16 protein-coding genes are annotated in these 16,760 nt (G+C 53.4%); 12 read left to right on the plus strand and 4 right to left on the minus strand.

Annotated elements, in window-relative coordinates:
• Positions 1-67: 67 nt before the first annotated feature.
• Together NSQ46_RS10450 and NSQ46_RS10455 are read right to left on the minus strand one after the other, a co-directional pair.
• Entirely contained in the window at positions 68-1,612 is a 1,545-nt protein-coding gene (locus NSQ46_RS10450) for a response regulator (protein WP_210094723.1), read from the minus strand.
• Between the two features lie 13 nt (positions 1,613-1,625).
• The gene (locus NSQ46_RS10455) at positions 1,626-3,359 is read right to left on the minus strand and encodes a sensor histidine kinase (RefSeq protein ID WP_007132202.1); all 1,734 of its coding nucleotides are present in this window, start codon (positions 3,357-3,359) and stop codon (positions 1,626-1,628) included.
• Between the two features lie 225 nt (positions 3,360-3,584).
• Between NSQ46_RS10455 and NSQ46_RS10460 the strand changes: the two genes are divergently transcribed.
• From NSQ46_RS10460 to NSQ46_RS10470, 3 genes are all read left to right on the plus strand, one after another.
• Positions 3,585-4,715 carry a rhamnogalacturonan acetylesterase gene (locus NSQ46_RS10460; protein WP_244152776.1) on the plus strand — a complete coding sequence of 377 codons (1,131 nt, stop codon included), beginning with the start codon at positions 3,585-3,587 and terminating at the stop codon, positions 4,713-4,715.
• A gap of 162 nt (positions 4,716-4,877) precedes the next feature.
• Complete coding sequence (locus NSQ46_RS10465; protein WP_007132200.1) at positions 4,878-5,258, plus strand: sensory rhodopsin transducer; 381 nt, start codon at positions 4,878-4,880, stop codon at positions 5,256-5,258.
• Positions 5,255-5,671: a GNAT family N-acetyltransferase gene (locus NSQ46_RS10470; protein WP_007132199.1), complete on the plus strand. Its 417-nt coding sequence runs from the start codon at positions 5,255-5,257 to the stop codon at positions 5,669-5,671. Before NSQ46_RS10465 ends, NSQ46_RS10470 begins: the two co-directional genes overlap by 4 nt.
• Positions 5,672-6,117: 446 nt before the next feature.
• Here the strand turns inward: NSQ46_RS10470 and sstT are convergent, their stop codons facing one another.
• Both sstT and NSQ46_RS10480 read right to left on the minus strand, forming a co-directional pair.
• Positions 6,118-7,347: a serine/threonine transporter SstT gene (gene sstT / locus NSQ46_RS10475; RefSeq protein ID WP_007132198.1), complete on the minus strand. Its 1,230-nt coding sequence runs from the start codon at positions 7,345-7,347 to the stop codon at positions 6,118-6,120.
• A gap of 663 nt (positions 7,348-8,010) precedes the next feature.
• Positions 8,011-8,283 carry a hypothetical protein gene (locus NSQ46_RS10480; protein ID WP_007132196.1) on the minus strand — a complete coding sequence of 91 codons (273 nt, stop codon included), beginning with the start codon at positions 8,281-8,283 and terminating at the stop codon, positions 8,011-8,013.
• Positions 8,284-8,970: 687 nt separating this feature from the next.
• Between NSQ46_RS10480 and NSQ46_RS10485 the strand changes: the two genes are divergently transcribed.
• The 9 genes from NSQ46_RS10485 to NSQ46_RS10525 all read left to right on the plus strand — a co-directional run bounded on the left by NSQ46_RS10485 (position 8,971) and on the right by NSQ46_RS10525 (position 16,760).
• Positions 8,971-10,077: a Gfo/Idh/MocA family oxidoreductase gene (locus NSQ46_RS10485; protein ID WP_342576760.1), complete on the plus strand. Its 1,107-nt coding sequence runs from the start codon at positions 8,971-8,973 to the stop codon at positions 10,075-10,077.
• A gap of 1 nt (position 10,078) precedes the next feature.
• A complete protein-coding gene (locus NSQ46_RS10490; protein ID WP_342576761.1) occupies positions 10,079-10,981 on the plus strand; it encodes a sugar phosphate isomerase/epimerase in 903 nt (300 codons plus the stop codon).
• Between the two features lie 121 nt (positions 10,982-11,102).
• A complete protein-coding gene (locus NSQ46_RS10495; protein WP_210094722.1) occupies positions 11,103-11,816 on the plus strand; it encodes a GNAT family N-acetyltransferase in 714 nt (237 codons plus the stop codon).
• Positions 11,813-12,604 carry a lipid II flippase Amj family protein gene (locus tag NSQ46_RS10500; protein ID WP_007132191.1) on the plus strand — a complete coding sequence of 264 codons (792 nt, stop codon included), beginning with the start codon at positions 11,813-11,815 and terminating at the stop codon, positions 12,602-12,604. Before NSQ46_RS10495 ends, NSQ46_RS10500 begins: the two co-directional genes overlap by 4 nt.
• A gap of 54 nt (positions 12,605-12,658) precedes the next feature.
• Positions 12,659-12,943, plus strand: coding sequence for a hypothetical protein (locus NSQ46_RS10505; protein WP_007132190.1), 285 nt, complete (start codon positions 12,659-12,661; stop codon positions 12,941-12,943).
• A 440-nt stretch (positions 12,944-13,383) separates the two neighbouring features.
• Complete coding sequence (locus NSQ46_RS10510; RefSeq protein WP_342576762.1) at positions 13,384-14,082, plus strand: FadR/GntR family transcriptional regulator; 699 nt, start codon at positions 13,384-13,386, stop codon at positions 14,080-14,082.
• A gap of 91 nt (positions 14,083-14,173) precedes the next feature.
• Entirely contained in the window at positions 14,174-15,553 is a 1,380-nt protein-coding gene (locus tag NSQ46_RS10515) for an acyclic terpene utilization AtuA family protein (protein WP_034273300.1), read from the plus strand.
• Complete coding sequence (locus tag NSQ46_RS10520) at positions 15,537-15,863, plus strand: DUF4387 domain-containing protein (RefSeq protein WP_007132187.1); 327 nt, start codon at positions 15,537-15,539, stop codon at positions 15,861-15,863. Before NSQ46_RS10515 ends, NSQ46_RS10520 begins: the two co-directional genes overlap by 17 nt.
• A 3-nt stretch (positions 15,864-15,866) precedes the next feature.
• A complete protein-coding gene (locus NSQ46_RS10525) occupies positions 15,867-16,760 on the plus strand; it encodes an ABC transporter permease subunit (protein WP_007132186.1) in 894 nt (297 codons plus the stop codon).

The raw sequence follows: 16,760 nt of genomic DNA on the forward strand, positions 1-16,760 counted from the left end.
TAACAAGGGAAAGAGTAAGGAAAAAAACCGTGCACTTTGTTCAAAAAGCAGATATGTACGTACAAGCCTAGCCCTCTTTTTTCATGTATTCCGAAGGCGTGCAGCCCATTTGCTTCTTAAACACCTGGCTGAAGTACTGGGGATTGTCGCCGAAGCCGAGCTGCTCGGCCATTTCGAAAATTTTGATATCCGGGTCCTTCGCCATCAGCTCGGTCGCGCGCTTGATGCGCAGCTTCATGACGTAATTCGAGAATTTCTCGCCGGTCTCTTTTTTGAACAGCTTTCCGAGATAGTCGGCATTCATGTACAGCATGCTGCATGCGACCAGGTTCAGGGTCAGCTCCGAATTGCCAAGCTGTTCCTCGATAATCTCGATCATTCTCCGGACGATCGCATTATATTTCATGGTGTTCCGTTCATAATTCCGCTGGGTAATTTCGATGACCGTTTCTTCCAGAAATGCCTGGATCGACTGGAGAGTCGTCATTTCCGCGATGACCGGTATCCGTTCGTATCGTTCCGCCATCTCCTCGGGATCCGTCAGCCGAATGAGGGATACATACTGCGATATGGCGTGGGACTTGGTCATCTCAATGCTCAGCTGGGCCCTCTTCAGTTCATGGATGAATTCATTCAGCGCCTGCCGGGCCTCTTGGTGGTGACCGGACCGCACCGGCATGCACAGACGCTGCTCGTCGAAGGAAAATGCACCGCTGTCGTCTTCGGATTGCAGCGTGTCGTTCGTCGTAATGATGCCGCTCTCGTCCAGGTAGAAGCGGTAATTCAGGCACTGCAGCGTGTCGCGGTACAGCTTGCGGGCCAGCGTTACGGGCCCAGGATCGCTGATGGCAACCGTCACGTCCAGCTTGTAATACTGCTTGAACGTACAGCGGATGTCCTGGATCCGGTCATGGAGTTGAAGCCCGGGACGCTCCTCAATGAGAACCAGCACATGCGGGCCGATGGTGGTGCTAAGAAGGGTGGTGTCCAGCAGATCCTCGGCAATATTCTTCACGGCGAATAGATGCTCGTAATCCGCCTCGCCTTCCAGCTGGAACAGCAGCAGCTGCACCGGCCGGTCGAAGTCGTATTGGAACAGTCTGCGATATTCCTCCAAGTCATTATGACCGTAAGTCTTGTTCGTCACGAATTCTTTCAGCACCTGCTCCTTCACATGGGGAAGCACTTTCTCGAAACGGTGCTTCATATCCTGAATGAAAGCTTCCTTGCGGCGGTGATCCGCCAGGTCAAAGGTAACCTCCTGCAGCGCTTCCCCGATCTTAGACTCATCGGTCGGCTTCAGCAAATAATGCTTGACCCCGTACTGCATGGCGCGGTTGGCGTATTCGAATTCGCCGAAGCCGGACAGCAGCACGAATTTGATGTGGGGATGGCTTGCATAGGTTTTGGCCACGAGCTCGAGCCCGTCAAGGCCGGGCATGCGGATATCGCACACGACGATATCCGGAGAATCGCTAACGATTTTTTCGTAGGCCTGGATGCCGTTCTGAGCGGTTCCCGCAAGCTCGGTTTGATAGGCGGACCAGTCCACCATGCGGGAAATACCATCCAGAATGATGCGCTCATCGTCTACGAGCAGAACTTTGTACATGGGAATCCCTCCGTTATAGTGGCAGTGATAGAATGATGCGGGCGCCGAGCCCAGGTCGGCTCTCGATATATAAACCGTAATTGTCGCCGAAGGCGAGCTTCAGGCGTTCGTCGATGTTAAGCAGTCCGATGCCGTTGCCTGTCGTCTGCAGGCTTCCGCTTCGAAGCCGGTCGAGGGTGTCCGGAGCCATGCCCGGTCCGTCATCCTCAACGATGACGCAGAAGGCATGCTCCTCCCGCCGGGTGTACAGGGCGATTCTGCATGGCTCGACCGATGGCTCCAGCGCGTAGTGGATTGCATTTTCAAGCAGCGGCTGCAGGGACAGCTTCGGAAGTCTGCGCTCCAGGTCCTCATCCGGTACGTTCATGCTAAACTCGAGCCGGTCCTCAAAACGAAACTTCTGGATGATGATATAGTTCTTGACGATTTCGAGCTCTTCTCGTAGAGAAAGAATCGGCTCCTTCAGGCTGACGGAGTTGCGAAGGAGGAAGGCCAGCGCCTGTACCATATCGGAGATTTGCGTCTGCTTGTTGATTTTTGCAAGCCAGTTGACCGACTCGAGCGTGTTGTAAAGGAAATGTGGATTGATTTGGGCTTGGAGGGCCTTGAATTCGGTCTCCTTGACGAGCAGCCGGCTCGCATAATTTTCGGTGATCAGGACATTGATTCTCTCCACCATCAGACGAAACGTCCGGTGCAGCAGACCGAGCTCATCCATCGCGACGGGCGCCGCGTCTTGGGGGAGTACGTTAGCTTCAGCGAAATTCCCTTTCTCGGCCAGCTTCATCCGGGCGATCAAGCTTTCGATCGGCTTGGTCAGGCCCCGGCTGAACCGAATGCCCAGCAGAATGGCGACGGCGAATATCATGCCGAATACCATGATGACAAGCTCTTTGATAAAAATGATTTGCCTAAAGGCCTGATTGAAGGGGGTAGCATTAATATAAGTCCAGCCCGTATTGAAGGAACGGTTATATGCAACAAAATACGTGTGCCCTTCAATCTCCCGGGTAAAATATCCGCTGCCGGATGATACGTCAGCCTGGATGGACGCCGGGTCGAAGTTCGGCCGGGTCGGGTAGATGACGTCCGTTCCCGAGGTCATGATCAGCTCTCCCTCCTCAGCTGCAGATGTACGTACAAGCTTGTCGATATTGACCCGAACTACGATCGTGCCCAGATATTGAAGGTCGAACAGGGTTCCTGAATAGGAGCGGATCTCCCTGGACAGCAGCAGGGCCGGGTCGTGTTCATCGGGGGAGAACCAGCGCTCTTCACCATCGGCATCGCCCGCAAGCTGCATGATATGCTGCATCTTGGAGGGAGCGATCGGTATGACGCTGCCGACATCGTACTGTTTGTTGAAGGAGTCGATCAGGTGGATGGAGTAGAGCATAGGCTCGGATCCCACGTAGTTGAGGAGCCGATCGACAAGGCGCTGTCTCAAGGTGAGCCGGTCATAGTCGGAGTCGCTGTTGGAAATCGCCCGTAATATTTGCTGGATCTCCGTGTCGGTAACCATGTTGAAAGATAACTGCTCGATTCGCTCAAGCTCGGATTCGATGGCTGATGAGGACAAGTGTAGGACCTTGGACGATTTGAGGTACAGCTGCCCGTCGTAGATGGAGAAGGCATACTGCTGAACGATGACCGCGAAAGTGAATGCCATGGCCACGATCAGCGCGATGAGGAGCGACAGCTTGTTTTTGATTTTCATATTTTTGTAGACTGTGGTCCACTTCCTCACGGCATCCGTCTCCTTACCTTGGAGTTGAAATGTTGTGTACACATTATGTACCGGGTTGTAAACGCTGTCAACATGGTTATCCAGCGTCGGTATCCGGCTTGCGAGGTGCCGCTTCGGCCTTTGGCAGTTGACCGGAAATTTAAACAAAATAGCCGGATAAATAGATGGAATTGCGCATTTGGGATCGTGCATAATGGGGAAAGAGCGATTTAACGGGAGGGTGCTATGATGCAGAGCGAGGACCGCTATGCTTTTGATTTCGGAACCGGGGAGCCTGCCTTGGATTACGTGAAAATTATGTCCGACACGCTGTACGAGCCGGAGCGGGGGTACGGTTTCTTATCCGCTTCTGGCCTTACGGGAATACGAAGGGAGGGGGAGACGGGACTGGGCGCTGACTTTGTCATCCCGCTTGAAGCCGCCTTTCGGGTGGACGTGCCGAAGGACGGATTATATACGCTTCGTTTGACGATCGGCGACCCGTGGTTTGCGACCGAGACGACGGTCAAGGGAACGGACGGACAGATGCTGTTGTATCAGCTGCGGACGCCGCCCGGTTATATGGAGCGTTTCAGCGTAACGTTGCCGGCAGTCGAGAGGCGGATCGTGCTTTATTTTTCTGGAAGAGCGCCGCGATTGAACGGATTGGAACTGGCACCGGCACCGGATGCTTGCACGTTGTTCATCGCAGGGGATTCAACCGTGGCGAATCAGCCTGCCGATGGCTATCCCTATGCCGGCTGGGGCCAGATGCTGCCGGCCTGGATGAAGCAGGATGCAGCTGTAATCAATGCCGCCGCTTCCGGTCGAAGCTCGAAAAGCTTTGTGGACGAAGGCAGGCTGGACCGGATATGGACTTGCATGCGGCCGGGGGATTATCTGTTGATCCAATTCGGCCACAATGACCAGAAGTCTGACCCTAGTCGATATACGGAGCCTTTTTCGACATACAAGGAGCATTTGAGGATGTACATCGACGGCTGCAGGGAGAGAAAGGCCGTGCCGATTCTGGTCACCTCGGTTCACCGGCGTTTTTTTGATGATAACGTCCGGCTGAAGGACACGCATGGAGATTATGTTACCGCGGTCCGCGAGCTCGCGCAGGAAGAGCAGGTGCCGCTTGTCGATCTGGCTGCAATCAGCATGGGGCTGTTCAACGAGCTCGGTCCGGAAGGTACACGTTCGATCTTCATGTGGGGAGCGCCGGGAGAGTGGATGAACTTTCCGCTCGGGGTTTCGGACAATACGCATTTTCAGGAGAGGGGAGCTCTTCGTCTGGCCGAACTGGTGGCCGAGGGTTTGAAGTCCTTGGCGCTTCAGCCGTTGTCCTTGTTTTTGCGGATGCAGCAGGGATGAGCGTCAGCTGATGACCTATCGTAATCTAACGGCAACCGAAAGGTAGAAGCGTGCTCCTCTCTTTTCGCCAATGCCTTAAAGGTTGTAGAGGAGCCGATGCCCTGTGCGACGAATGTTTACTATAAAGCGAGAGCTAAAAATGCGTCAGGAGGTGTTTTTCGAATGTCAAAAGGCGAGACTTTGTGGATCATTCCCGATGGCTATATCCCGCCGCAGAGCAGCGGGGAACTGACGAGTCATGAGTCGGTATGCGTGCTGAATACATCGGAGGAAGACGTGACGGTGACCATTCATGCCTATTTCGAGGATCGCGAGCCGCTGATGGGCATGGAAACGATCGTGCCGGGGAGACGTACCCGTCACATTCGTACGAGCTCGCTAAGCGCTGATGGCCGGACGATTCCCGCAGGCGTGCCGTACGCCATGGAGGTCGTCTGCAGCGGGCCCGTCTATGTGCAGTACAGCCGCCTCGATGCTACCCAGGCGGAAAATGCGCTTATGAGCGTTATGGCGTACCCCGTCAAGGGGAGCGGGAGCATATGAGCCAGGTTGAGCCTGCAGTTACTTATACGTCGGAGCTGCCCGGGGACTTTACGGCGCTGCTCGAATTATATGAGACATTAGGCTGGAACTTCCTGAACTTGAACATTGGAGACCTTCAAGCCATGTGCGCAGGAAGCTGGTATAGTGTTTATGCCTATGAAGGGAAGCGCCTCGTGGGCATGGGACGTGTCATTTCGGACGGAGTCCTTACCGGACTTCTATGCGGCATTTGTGTGCATCCGGATGTTCAGGCCAGAGGGATCGGCACCGGTATCGTTCAAAGGCTCGTCATGCAGTGCGAGAAGTTTGGAGTCATCCCCCAGCTGCTGTGCGAACAAGAATTGGAAGGCTATTATGAAAGGCTGGGTTTTACGGCATTTACGATCGGCATGAAAAAACACATAGCGCGCTAGGTCAATAGGTCGTAGCCCTGCTACCGCAGACAACAAAAAGGAAGTTTAAGCGGCGATTTGTTCCCGGCATTCTACGGGGATAGATCGCCAATTTGTTTTGCGAACATCTCTCGTTGTAGTAAGCCATGTGTTCTGCCGCTCTGCCATCATTCGTGCAGCATCCGACAAATTCTATCTCTCCTGATCCCTAGCGTCCCGATGATCATGGAGTAACTCCAATTTTCCTCCAATCGTAGGCGCGCCCCTATTTATAGTTCCTTTGTTACATCGGTTTGAGGCTTGTCGTTTCTTGGGGAATAAAAAAATCCCCTCAGATCTACAGCGTTGAATTCATTGGAATAAGAACTCTTCTTTCACTGTATACCATAAGGGGATAATACCAAATTGACTTCCCTAATTATCCACTACAAGCCATGGAAGGACAGTTCACAGACCGACTGCTTTCATTAGGCTTTCGCAATCGTTGCGTTTTCTTCTTTACGCTTCTTCGCATACTCCGCCGTGGCCGTAAACAGCACGTCAGAGGAAGAATTCAGCGCGGTTTCGCAAGAGTCTTGCAAAACGCCGATAATAAAGCCTACGCCAACTACCTGCATGGCAATGTCATTCGAAATGCCGAACAAGCTGCATGCCAGCGGAATGAGCAGCAGCGACCCCCCAGCCACCCCGGAAGCGCCTGCTGCGGCAATCGCCGATAAAATGCTGAGAATAAGCGCTGTGCCAAAATCCACCTGAATCCCGAGCGTATGGACCGCTGCCAGCGTCAAGACCGAGATCGTCACCGCTGCCCCCGCCATATTGATCGTGGCGCCTAGCGGGATGGATACCGAATACGTATCCGGGTTCAGCTTTAATTTCTCGCATAATCGCATATTGATCGGTATGTTGGCCGCAGAGCTGCGGGTGAAGAACGCGGTAATGCCGCTTTCCCGAAGGCAGGTCAGCACCAGCGGATACGGATTTTTGCGCAGCCTTGCATAGACAATGAGCGGGTTCACGACAAGCGCGATAAACAGCATGCATCCGACAAGCAGGAGCAGCAGTTTCCCGTAATCGAGCAGGGACGCTAGTCCGTTTGCGGTAATGGATTCGAAGACAAGCCCCATAATACCGAACGGAGCAAGCTGGATCACCCATTTGACGATTTGGGATACCGCATCCGAGACATTTGTCAGCAGGCTTTTCGTTCCCTCCTTAGCGCTTCGCAGAGCCAGGCCCAGCAGGATCGCCCATGCCAGGATTCCGATATAATTGGCTTTCATCAGTGCGTTGACCGGATTATCGACAACCTGTAACAGCAAGGTCCTCAGCACTTCGAGAATGCCCTCTGGCGGAGTCAGGTCCGTCGATCCCGTGACCAGCGACAAGCTTACCGGAAAAATAAAACTGGCGATGACCGCCACCAGCCCCGCCAGAAATGTGCTTATACCGTACAGGACAAGGATCGATTTCATATTCGTCTGACGGCCTTTCGCATGGTTCGAGATGGCGGACATGACGAGGAACAGCACCAATACAGGGGCAACCGCTTTTAACGCGGATACAAATAAAGTACCGAATAAACCGACTCCAGTCGCACCGGGAACAATCAGGGCAAGGATAATCCCTGCAATGATCCCCGCCAAAATTCGTTTTACAAGACTTATTTGGTTCCACTTGAGAATAATTGCTTTCATCTTACTCCTCCGAAATATGCAATTTCAAAATATCAAAACGCACCGCCTCGACGCTGCAATGTAATATAGCGCTAGTTTATCATGTAAAGTGAAGATTGTATATAACTGGTAATATATATGATTGTTTCCAGAAGTTAGAATTCAAGGGGGCGGTCGGAATGAGCAAAGCCGTCATGCGATAATATTGGAGGTGTTACCAGAGTATGTATAGACCTGGGACAGCTTTCGGGACTCGTTGGGGCCGAGGCGAGGAAGTAGGGCAGAACAAGTCCTATTTAAGGATTTGCAGGGGTCAGGAGCGCCGCAAAAGACAGAACAAATCCCGTTTCGGGACTCGTTGGGGCCGAGGCGAGGAAGTAGGGCAGAACAAGTCCTATTTAAGGACTTGCAGAGGCCAGGAGGCCCGCAAAAGGAAGAACAAGTTCCGTTTCGGGACTTGCTGGAGTCGAGGCGAGGAAGTAGGGCAGCAGCTAACGGCGTTCCCCTAAAACGGGACGTGGTGTGCGTCAACCGGCGTATCATAACAGATTCGAGTCTCTAAGGGGCGTCAACTTGTTTCAGCTCATACACGTCAATCGAATCCTCTCGAATTTCCAAGGCGATCTTCGTATCATCCTTACGAAAAAAATGCACATGACCCAGACGCTCTTCCTAGATCTCGGTTTAGCCGGAAGCTCTGATCTCCTCCAGGTAAGCCTTCGGCGGATATAATCCCTGCTCGCCTCCGATATTTTCCAACTCGTACTTTGCACCCTCCGCGATATTCGGATTCCCGAACGTCGCCTCACGCTCCAGCGCTTGCTCAGGGACAGGGAAGTCCTCATGAACGGACGACATCTTGTATTCGTTGATAACAACAGGCTTGGGGGATGATGCGCAGCCGATCGTTAAGGCGAACATGACGAGCACCAGGAACGCAATCAGATTTTTTCGCACGGGAAACCTCCTTGGCAATGGATAAGTGTCTATTAATTGCGTTGAAAAATAAGTTTCTATTGTTTCCGTTGAACCGGTCATTAGAAATCATACAACAAAGGTTAATAATTATGTCACATGCCCGTCATTTTGCTCCTATTCGAGCTGCTCGAAGTTGCTCGGTAGCTTTGCAATCCTCTGGATAGGTTTGCAATGCTTCATGTTTTTGTAACGACTCTGATCTGGTAAAAGTTTCAGATGATTTCCTCGATGGTGGAGCCCCAACAGATTTTTAGCACAAACAGACACATCGGAGGTAAATAATGTTAAAATGGAAGCGAGTTAGAAGGCTGGCATGTACATTCATAGCATGACCCGCCAGCTTGGGTCAAAGCATGAACACAGGCAAACGCAGCATCATAAATTAGCATCGGTTCTTCAAGACAGGTACCGGTGAGAGTAACGATGGAGCTTTTGTTTATACGCCATGCCCAGGCAGAGCATGCGATGAATCCATTCCGCCGTTTTAGCCTTCGAAGGACGATGCGGGCGTGGAACCTCGATGTCCTGCCGGAAGCTTCTGGGTACGAGGTTACGCGATAGGAATTTTTGGTAGAGACGGGAAGTTATTGAGGAAGGTCGTCAGGGATTAACGTGGAAATAGTCAGTTGAACTAATCAGCAATATCACGCGGTAAGGAGCGTATCCATGAACAAAATCAATGTCGGAATTATCGGCACCGGCTTCGGCGCCGAGGTTCACGCCCCCATCTTCCGGCTGCATCCGGGCTTTCAACTGAAATCGATCGCCAGCGTATATCGAAGCGATCATGGAGCGAAGCGTTCGTTTCAGGACATCGCCTTTTACAGCAACTGGCGTGAAATGCTGGAATCGGAGGAGCTGGATTTGGTATCGATTGCCTCCACGCCCGCACAGCATCACGGCATGGCGCTGCAAGCCCTCCGAACCGGGCATCATGTGCTGGTAGAGAAGCCGCTCGCCATAAATGCCGGACAAACCCTGGAGCTGGTCGAAGAGGCGAATCGGCTGAAGCGATGCGCATTCGTTAATTTCTTATGGCGGCTTACACCCCTTCGGCAGCGGATTAAAGCCATGCTGGACCAAGGACTACTGGGCCGGATTCAGCATATTCGGTATTGCGGCAGCTTCTCGGGCTATTCCACTCTGGCGGGAGGGCAGCGTGGCTGGGAGGGCCGAAGCGAGGAGGGAGGCGGCTTCCTGTTCGCCGTCGGGTCCCATATGATCGATTCCCTGATGTGGTGGATGGGAGAAGAGATTGCCGAGGTTCAGGGAGATCTCAGGACGCATATTCCGAGTTATGAAGGCAGCGACGGCCGTGAGGTGCGCAATGCCGACGATGCATTTGCATTCACGGGCCGGTTCCGCAGCGGTGCGAGCTTGGCGGTGGACGTATTCCTGCCTGGCAGAACCGGTACGGGATGGAGACTGGAGATATACGGGGATGAGGGGACGCTCGTTATGCGAGATGACCGTATGTTGGAATTCAGCAGAGGAGGAGCATTGGAGCCAGTTCAGATTGAGGGCGTAGAACCGCCGAAGGGATTGACGGTTCCGGCCGTTCATTACTACGGCGGCTTCTATCCGATGATCGACAGCATCTATAGGAAGCTGACAGACAAGCCGTCGCCGCTCGAAATCCCGAACGTTGCGGACGGACACCGAACCCAGGCGGTCGTGGATGCAATCCTTCGTTCATCCGAAACGGGTTCGCGGGTACAGATCGATGATCTATCCCCTTGGAATCAGGCCATTGCCGCGAGGGGGGAGGCCTAGCATGAGACGATTGCAGATCGGCATGTGGGAGCAATTTAGCCCCGATCGGTGGGAGCAGCTGGCCATGCCGCTGATCACCGGGATGGAGGTATGCTGCCTGCCGGATCGAGCCGCTTTAGCCCAGGTCCGGGATTTCTGCCGTCAGCACGGGCTTGGATATGGAATCCATGGACCGGTGCTTGCGGAAGACGGATACCGCCTGCCTGTGTTAAATGCACCCGCCCCCCGGCAGTTTAAGGAAGAGCTGCAGTACATAACCTCCGAGGTTGAGCTGGCTTCATCCTACGATGCGGACTACATCCTGTTCCACTATCCGTTTTATCCGGTGTTTCAAGAGCCCTTCACGCCCTTTCCGCGGCTTCCCGACATTGGACACCGCTACAGCTGCGAACAGCTGGGCAGAGGGCAGTTCAGGGATATCTCCATAACCTTGTTTGAACATCTCGCCGAGCTGCAGCAGCGCTTTAAGCAGCGGATCGTGTTGGAGCATGACTTCTTCGGGGATTACGGTGACATCGTGATCGATGCATTTCTGGCCTATCCGGAGATTCGTTTCGTGCTGGATACGGCAAGGCTGGATATCGCCCGTAGGGCTTTTCCCGGATTCGCCCCGTATTCCTTTATGGAGGCGCTCGCGCCGCAAATCGATGTGGTCCACTACAGCAATGTCCGTTATGAGGGCGGTACGTTCAAGCATCATCTCCCGGTGCTGCCCGAGCATGACGAGGATGAGCGGTTCGGCGACGCATATGCCTATTTGGAATACGTAGCGGCGAGGAATCATCAATTTCATGTGACGTTTGAGCACGATGCCAGTCTTGTCAGCAGGCAGGAGCTGGATGCGATTTATCGGCGAACCGCTGCACTTCTCAAAGAGAAGGAGAGCTTACCGCATTCCAGCTGACCAAGGCCGCATTCCAGCTGACCAAGGCCTCTCATGCCATGTAGGCTTGCTAAAGCACGAACCTGGTTCAGCTGGAAGGTATCCGTTACGTAATGATAACGCGAAGGATGGAGGGAAACTTATGCCCTATGCCGCATACGATGATGCGGAGCTGATGCGGATCCAGTCGGAGACGTTATACCTGCTGGACGGCCGAAGGCGGATCATCGGCATCAATGAGCCGTCGCAAGCCGCCGAAACGGCAGTGTTCGTTGGCACAACACGCTTCGGACGGGAGGTGCTGGTAGCGGCAGATATGCCGGACCCCATGGAGGAAGAGCTGCGGATGCAATGCGAACGGGGGACTAACATGAGCATCGTGCAGATGAGCAAGACGATCGAGACATACATGCCGGTAAAGCAGATATGGGTCGGGCCGGCCTATGTGTTCCCGGACAAACCGATCGAGCCAGCAGCCGATCCGGGCATCGTGTTCATTGATCAATCCAACGCAGACTTGCTGGAGACCTACTTTTCAGAGATCAAGTCGGAGCTTGAGGAACGCCTGCCGGTCATAGGCTGTGTGATCGGCGATACGGCCGTATCCGTCTGCTGCTCGGCCCGGACTTCCGCCAAGGCGGCGGAGGCAAGTCTCAGCACGGCCTCCGATTTCAGGGGGCGGGGACTCGCTGCCAAAGCGGCAGCACGATGGGGCTGGGAGATTCGGCGGTTGGGGCGTATTCCGCTATACAGCACGGCTTGGGACAATCTGAGCTCACAGCGAATTGCCCGCAAATTGGACCTTTATCAGTACGGGACGGATTTTCATATCACCATTCAGAGGAATCGCTTATGATTCAAACGCTGATTGTCGTCTTTGTCCTAACGATGGTCATTCATACGGCGGAAACATTGTCCTACTCGATCCGTTATGCAGGCGTTAAGCTGAATAAAATAGCGGTAGCGCTGTCACTGACGGGCATCGTCCTGCTGGTGTCGCGGACCTCGAATTTAATCCAGGCCCCGCTCACCGCCAAATTCGTGGATTACGCCGAAGAACACACGTCATTTGACGTGCTCTCCTATTTTCGGATCATATTGCTTGCCGCTTCGATCGGCACCATCGCAGCCATTGCGCTGTTCCCGACCTTCGTCAACCTGTTCGGACGAATCATCAACAAGCTTGAAGTAGCCGGCTCCATCCCGAAGCTGATCTCGAGCGTGACGGTCGGTCAGCTCAAAAATACAAGGCATTACATAAAGAAGCCCAATCTCAGCTTGAGCCAGTTTCGATATTTGGGCGTGCCCAACCGCTTTATTTTACTTCATGTCGTCGTGACCGCTTTTTATACCGTCGGGGTGCTTTCGTCGTTGTATGCGGCTCATCTCGTGCCCGCGCATAGCACCATGGCCTCCCAAGCCTCGGGGTTAATCAACGGCATGGCTACCATTATTTTAACGATTTTTATCGACCCTCAGCTAGGCCTGATCACCGATAAAGCTACGCGGGATGAAGAAGCGAAGAATCAGCTGGGCAAGGTGTATACCATGCTCATGGTTTCGCGATTCTTCGGAACGATGCTGGCCCAGCTCGTCATCGTTCCCGCTGGATATATGATCAGCGTTATTGTCGGCTGGCTTTAGAGGAAGTCAACCTATCCGGGATTATGGGATGCAATGATGGAGGATGATGATGCTATGATTTCATGGAAACGGATCGCGCTTGAATCAGTATTGTTCGCCATCGCGGTATGCGGCGGATATATGTTGTTCGGGGTCTTCCAGGGAATGATATTGACTCAAACCTATGTGCCCGACATTCAAAGCCAGTATGAACATGTTGAACATCTGCAGTCCCAGGTATCCTTCGGCGCTGTACTGCGCGGTGGAAAACTAATTACGGTACAGGGCGCGGCCCTATTTCTGATGCTGTGCGGCTTGTATGGAAGCATAAGATATGCGTTTGCCAGGCGGAAGCGCTGACTCGCAGCATTTTTTTCGCTTGGTTTTTAGCGGCTCTCAGGATAGCGGCATAAGTCGTCACATGCAGGTGGCCAATCCCATGCGACAGGGAGGGAGCACGTTCGAACAATAAATCGTTAATATATTACACCTAAGATGCCCCCGCCTAAGAAACGGGGGTTGTGCTTTGCAGTATTTAGGCGCACTGTAGAAGAAGCTTGTTTTATTTCGGAGGCTCACAAAGCCATGAACGATCAGGATATTATAGCCGCAGTTCTTCGCGAATTGGATCACCCAATTACTCTGGAACGATGCCGGAAATTCGAATAAACGGGTCTGAATTAATATGTAAGCGCTATATTTTTTGCTTGACAGCCCAATTGTGAACGGTTTATGCTAAATCTGCGGTCCATTGGATGACCCAATTAGTGATTGTCATGAAGGATAGAGAGGGAAATCATATGACCATTAAGAAGATTAAATATCATCGGGTATATGAGGACGTCATTGAACAGATCAAAAATTTGATTTTAGAAGGAAATCTGAGCCACGGCGATGTTCTGCCGACCGAGCGTGAGCTGGCGCAATCGTTCGGGATCAGTCGCGGAACGCTGCGGGAGGCCTTCCGCATTCTCGAGCGGGAAGGGCTGATCGAAGCAAGGCCCGGAGGGGGGCGTTTTCTCAGCAAGGCGCTGGATGTTGCGGAGGACCGAAGCCGGATTCTCGACAATATCGAACGGGCGACGATCATTGAGCTGCTGGAAGCCCGGGAGCTGTTCGAGACGGGCATTGTGGAGCTGGCGGCCAAGCGGGCAACGGAAGAGGATATCGCCGACATCGAGGCGGCCTTTGAGAAGTGGGGACAGGTCGGGTTAGATGACGAAGACCGTTCCAAGCCGGATCAGGCCTTCCATTTATCGATCGCGAAGGCCACGCATAACGTCGTGCTCGTGAATATGATCGAGCTGCACATGGACCTGCTCCAGCGCACCTTGAACAAGACCCAAGCGATCCCCGGTCGCAAAAGCGAGGTCTATGAGGAGCATCTGCTTATTTTACAGGCGATTAAGGAACGCGATCCGGTGAAGGCAAAGCTCGCCTTGCTGAACCATCTGAGCCGGGTGAAGGAGAACATACAGAACAATTACATTCATGCATAGCAGGGGAGTGGCTTCCCCTTTTTTAACACAAATTGGATAATCCAATTATCCAATGGGCATGAGTGAATATTTTGGTAAAGAGGGACTGCAGATGAATACAGACATTCGAATTTTATCCCCCTGCGGGATGCTTGGATACGGGTTTCCGGAGCAATCCTTCATGAACGGATTGAAGTACGAGCTGCACGGCATTGTGGTCGATGCTGGCTCAACCGACGGGGGACCGCATAAGCTGGGCGCCGGCGTATCCATCGTCAGCAAGCGCGCGGTAAAGAAAGACCTGAAGATCATGCTATCTGCCGGCCTCCCCCGGAACATCCCGATCATCATCGGCTCAGCCGGCGGTTCCGGCGCCAGAACGCATGTCAATTGGACGCTTGCGATCATTGACGAAATATTGAGCGAGCTTGAGATGGAGGCGAAGGTATCGGTAATCTGGGCGGACTTCACGCAAGACGAAATCCATCAGGCGAAGAGGGAAGGACGCATTCAGCCGCTTAGCCCGAACATCCCGCCGCTGACGGATGAGATGATCGATACGACAAAGAGCATCGTGGCCCAAATGGGACATGAGCCTATCGTGGAAGCGCTTCAAGCCGGCAGCGAGATCATTGTCTGCGGCCGCGCTTATGATCCGTCCCCTTTCGCAGCGATCGGCATATTCCACGGGAAGGACCCGGGGCTCTCCTACCATCTCGGCAAAATTCTCGAATGCGGCGCGCTGTGTGCAGAGCCCGGCACGACGAAGGACAGCATACTTGGCACCATAGGGGAAGACAGCTTTACCGTTCAGTCCCTGAATCCGGCACGCACCTGCAGTCCAACCAGCGTTGCGGCCCATACCTTCTATGAGAAGGAGCATCCGTACATCCTGCACGGGCCCGGCTTTACGCTGGATCTGGAGGATTGCCGGTTCGAAGAGACGGAGCCCGGCATCGTCCGCGTCAGCGGAAGCCGGTACCTTCCTGCCGAGAAATACTTCGTCAAATTGGAAGGAGCAAGGCGCGTCGCCTACCGCACCTTCGTGATTGCGGGGATCCGCGACCCGATTCTGATCGGGAAGCTGGAGGAGGTCGAGGATTACGTCCGAAGTCAGGCGAGAGAGTATTACAGCGAAATTCCCGAATCGGATTACCAGATCCGGTTTTACAATTACGGGAAGAACGGCGTACTCGGCAGCAAAGAGACGGAGCCCTTCCAGGGGCACGAGGTCGGGGTGATGTTCGAAGTGGTTGCGAGGACGCAGGAGCTGGCTAGCAGCATATGCGCCACCGTCCGATCGACCTTCCTGCATTACGGCTATGAGGGCCGGAAGGCAACGGCCGGCAATCTGGCGTTTCCATTCGCCCCAAGCGATATCGAGTTCGGCCCTGTTTACGAATTCTCCGTGTATCACCTGATGGAATTGACCGACAATGCGTTCCGTATCGAGTTTCGAAAGGGAGGTTATAAGCATGACCGTGCTCGGTGACGTGGCGAAGGTGCTGCGGAGCAAGAACTCCGGCCCCTTCGAGATTACATTGGACGTCCTGTTTGATTCCAAAGACGATTATGACAGAGTTAAACAATCCGGCTGCATTACGAAACGAACCATCTGCGATCTGTACCGGGTCAAGGAGGAACAGATTCACCATCTGGTGTTTTTTGACCAGGCACTCGGCTTCAAAGTGACCATCTCGCGGGATATTTCGTCGGGCAGCGTCGGCGACCGCGATGTGTACGGAGCACAGCAGCATGCTCCGCTGATGAAGCTGGCCATCCATCAATCAGAGGAGGAGTAGACGATGAAGGTGCTCAGACGCTTGAGGCAGGATTGGGTATTGTACGCCATGCTGGCCTTACCTCTGCTCTACTTTTTCATCTTTCACCTGATTCCGCTCTATGGCATGAAGCTCGCCTTCCAGGATTATCGCATTCTGGGCGACCATGTCTGGGTCGGCTGGAAGCATTTCAAGACCTTGTTCAGTTCGCCGGCCTTCACCAGCGTACTGGAGAACACGATCATTATCAGCTTGATGAAAATCATCTTCGTATTCCCGATTCCGATCATGCTGTCCCTGCTCATTAATGAAGTGCGCAGCAGCAAATACCGCAAGTATGTGCAATCCGTCGTCTATCTGCCGCACTTTCTGTCCTGGGTCGTCATCGCGGGGATCTGGATCAGCCTGCTGAATCCGGCGGACGGCGCGGTCAATCTGATTGCGAATTTCTTTCGATTGCCGTCGGTCGATTATATGACCAGCAAAGAGCATATCCGCTGGGTGCTTGTTTTCTCCGAAATTTGGCGGAGCGCAGGCTGGGATTCCATCATTTATCTGGCCGCGATCATGAAGATCAGCCCGGGATTATACGAGGCCGCAAAAATCGACGGCGCCACCCGGCTCCAGCAAATGCGGTACATTACGCTTCCTCATTTGTACAGCACGATTGTAACCGTCTTCATTCTGAACCTCGGCTTCTTCATGAATGCGGGCTTCGACCAAGTGTTTAACTTTATGAACGATTCCATCATCAGCGTGGTGGACATTCTGGACACCTACGTATACCGGATCGGTATCGGAAACGGGCAGTTTGCGTATGCAACCGCGGCTAGTCTGTTCAAAGGCGTCATCGGGATCGTCCTCATCCTGGGCACGCATTTCATTTCGAAACGCATCTCGGGCAAGGGCGTCTGGTAA

The sequence above is a fragment of the Paenibacillus sp. FSL M8-0142 genome (genome assembly GCF_038597315.1).
Classification (GTDB): Bacteria; Bacillota; Bacilli; order Paenibacillales; family Paenibacillaceae; genus Paenibacillus_AQ; species Paenibacillus_AQ lactis.